The sequence below is a fragment of the Bradyrhizobium sp. BRP20 genome, from assembly GCF_020194215.1.
Lineage (GTDB): Bacteria > Pseudomonadota > Alphaproteobacteria > Rhizobiales > Xanthobacteraceae > Bradyrhizobium > Bradyrhizobium yuanmingense.
Genome location: NZ_JADYVY010000058.1, coordinates 1 through 3,507 on the forward strand (window position 1 = coordinate 1; position 3,507 = coordinate 3,507).

A 3,507-nucleotide genomic window follows, 5' to 3' on the forward strand; every position below is an offset into this window, starting at 1 on the left:
GCGTGACTTTCGGTATTCGTTTCAATAAACAGCGCTCGAAGTACAGAGCCGTCGAGGTCAGGCTGATCGATTGAAATATCGCGCATCCTGCTGCAGGCGTGCGCGTTACATAACATCCATAGCGCAAAAGCAACAATGGATCATGCATGAGTTCATTTGCGGGAATCAGACACCTATCATGGACGTTTACGACGCTCGCGCTCGGAAGCGCGACGCTAAGCTAATCGATAGGAATTGTCTTCATTGTCAATGCCGAGCAGACAGCCAAGCTCGCCCGTGCATATCCGCTTAAGCGATCCCGATTGAAACAGGAGGTCGGTGGTTCGAGCCCACCCAACTGTACCAACACAGTTGAATTGTCCTGCAATCCCGGCATCTTACTGATAGACCTGACGTATTTGCGTCGCCTAAAATACAAAAGGCGTCACAAATGGCATTGCGAATGGCTGCGTTAAGTCGTGCTTCGGATGGGCGATGGTTTGCCCGCAAAGGCATCCCCGAGGATGTTCGTATCGATTACCAGCGGCTCTACGGCGTCAAGCGTGAGGCTCACCTGAAGCTTCCTGCGGACACCCCTTGGCACGAGGCAAAGACGCGCAAGGCCGAGTGGGAAGCGGAGGTGGAAACGCGCATCGCCACGCTGCGAGCCCAGCGCAATGGCAAGGGCCAGCCTCTTACCAAAGTCAACGCAATCGCGCTTGCCGGACGCTGGTACAACTGGTTCGTAAAGCAGCACGAGAGTGATCCCGGACCAGCGAAGGTCTGGCGGGAATTGAGGGACCTCTTCGTGTGGGAAGTGATCAGTCCCGAGGCTCCTGATAGTTACGAGGAGGACCCAAGGTCCGATCCTCACTGGGATTGGGCCAAGGAGCCTGAAGTTCGCGAAGCGGTGCGGCCACGGGTCGCCGAGCAGGCGCGGGTCGCGACATTTCTGGCCAGCGAAGGCATTGCCCTTAACGCTACGGCGTATGCGCTGTTTGTGGACGCTGTCAGCGACAACCTCTTGCCGGCGTTTTCCGTGCTGGAGAAGCGCGCCAATGGCGACTACTCACGCGATGAAAACCCCAGCACATTCCCAGAGTTCAAAGATGGTCCCGTGCGGGCTTCGGGCGTGAGCTGCTGGGAATTGTTCGAAGCCTTCGTCCTTGCGGTCAAGCCCGCCGACAAGACGGTGATCAGATGGCGCTCCGTGTTTCTGGAGATGCAACGCCAGTTTGCTGAGGTCGGTGCAAATGGCATCACGGAGGACGCTGCGCGCGATTGGATACAGGGCCTGATCGGCGAAGAACGTCAGGCCATAACTGTTCGCGAGGTCTGGTTGTCCTCTGCCCGTCGTGTGTTCGGCTGGGGGCGCGAGCACAAGAAAATTGGACAAAATCCGTTCAAGGAAGTTCGCGTCGATGTTCCGCGCAAGGCGCAGACACGGGAAGATGGCCGGAGCTTCACAGACGCTGAGGCAAAGATCATCCTGAACGCCAGCTTGGCCTTTGAGAAGCCTATCACGCCCACAGAGAGAACACGCCGCTGGGTGCCTTGGCTCTGTGCGTACTCTGGGGCAAGACCGGGCGAAATCACGCAGTTGCGCGGGATCGACATTGAGGACCGTAAAGGCCTCTACGTAATGAAGCTGACGCCTGATGCCGGCACGATCAAGACGGGAAAGCCGCGTGTTGTGCCCATCCACGAACACCTGATCGCTCAAGGTTTCATTGAGATGGTCAAGCAGGTTGGGAAGGGCGCACTGTTCTACAATGATAAGACACCGCAACGGCCTATAGTAGATCCGTTGAAGCCCCCGCGGCCCCGGTCTGACACCGCGCGCGCTCATCTCGGAACTTGGGTTCGTGAGTTGGGTGTCGATGATCCTCAGATCAGCCCAAACCACGCTTGGCGCCATACGTTCAAGCGCATTGCCGACGAAGCCGGGATACCGGAGAAGATGAACGACGCCATCACAGGTCATACACAAGCTACTGAAGGGCGGAAGTACGGGATGCCCAATGTGACCGCGATGGCCGACGCTCTGAAGAAGTTCCCGCGCTACTCTCTGAAATGAATTGGTTGTCCGCCAAGGGCTGCTTGCGCGCCTCTCCGCAGGCAAACTAAAAATTTCCGCAACGACAGGAAGAAATGACGTCAGTTCTAATCGACCAAGAAGAACTTCAAGCTGCAAAACACGCCCGCTTGCGTGCGAACCCCATCTCAGAAGAAGCCGAGGTGCTGGTTAGCTCCTTGGCAAACATGGTGGACGAGCATGCTCTGGCCACGGGTGCACGAACCAACAAGCGACAGAACACTACGGAAAAGCTCAGGTATGCCGTTGGGGCCTTCTTGGCGGACCTCCTGCGGCCGTACGGCCAGGAGGAGCCAGACCCGAACCCGTGGGTCTATCGAAGCATGCACGCGAAGTCCTTCACGGGCGCCAAGGTCTCCTTCCGAACCTTCTCACAGCTCGTGGACGGCTTCCGGCGTCTTGCTCTGCTCGAACACATCGACGGCCATAAGGTCTCAGACGATGACAAGGGCAAGTACGCGGCACGATTTCGCGCAACACCAGCTCTGCTGGCCTTCTCGAAGGAACGGTCGGTCAATCCTGCAAGAGTGCACGATCACTTCGAGTTCGAGTATGACCTCCCGAAGGTGGTGCTGGAGCTTCGAGCGGCCAAGGAAGTCTCGTACTGGGCGACGAGTAGGCCACCGGGCAAGCCCATGCCGTTTGAAAGAGATGGCATCACCAATGTCATTGAAGACCATGTGAGGGAGCTGAACGAGTTCTTTGCGCAACACAAGCTGCGTGGTGGGGAACACCATGGCTACGTGCGCCTCTTCCACAACGGCGATGATCCGCGCTTCTTCTGGAACATGGGCGGGCGGCTCTACAGCCAGCACTTCGCAGACAGCTACCAAGTCATGAATGCGGGCAAGCGGCTGAGGATGACCATCGACGATGATCCGGTTGCAGAGATAGACATCCGCGCAAGCTACCTCACAATTTTCCTGTCACTGCGGGGCATCCAGCTTCCCGAGGGTGATCCCTATGAGCTGCCGGGCCTTGGGCCTGAGCACCGCAGCGCTGTGAAGGCTTGGATGGTTGCTACCTTTGGCAATGCGAAGCCCATCGTGCGATGGCCACCACGCATGCTTCGGAAGTCCCCGGACCTGAAGCAACACCGCGTCTCCGGCATCACGGAAGCGGCTCTGGCCAAGTATCCCGCCCTTGAGACTTGGGGCCAACCCCTCAGCCATAACACCAATGGTTGGGCGGGGCTGATGTGGTTTGAAAGTGAAGTGATGATTTCGACGATGCTGAAGTTGAAGAGGGAGCACCAGATACCCAGCCTGAGCGTCCACGACAGCCTGATAGCACCCGCCCAATCAGCCGATACAGCCTATGAGGTGCTCAGGGAGACGTTCAAGTCCCAGTTGGGAGTGACACCTCTACTGAAAATCAACCGACCACCTCTTTCCTGAAAAAAAGGGGGGGAAGACAGGGGGGACAGGGAGAAG

General features: G+C 57.5%; 2 protein-coding genes. Both read left to right on the forward strand.

Annotated elements, in window-relative coordinates:
• Positions 1-430 precede the first annotated feature (430 nt).
• Positions 431-2,056 (forward strand): tyrosine-type recombinase/integrase, encoded by a 1,626-nt coding sequence (locus I6F33_RS37685; protein WP_225145772.1) that lies wholly within the window; start codon positions 431-433, stop codon positions 2,054-2,056.
• A 74-nt stretch (positions 2,057-2,130) separates the two neighbouring features.
• The gene (locus tag I6F33_RS37690; protein WP_225145773.1) at positions 2,131-3,471 is read left to right on the forward strand and encodes a hypothetical protein; all 1,341 of its coding nucleotides are present in this window, start codon (positions 2,131-2,133) and stop codon (positions 3,469-3,471) included.
• Positions 3,472-3,507: the final 36 nt, after the last annotated feature.

Coding starts and splice junctions, on each gene's coding strand:
- I6F33_RS37685 (WP_225145772.1), top strand. CDS start 431: ATGGCATTGCGAATGGCTGCGTTAAGTCGTGCTTCGGATGGGCGATGG.
- I6F33_RS37690 (WP_225145773.1), top strand. CDS start 2,131: ATGACGTCAGTTCTAATCGACCAAGAAGAACTTCAAGCTGCAAAACAC.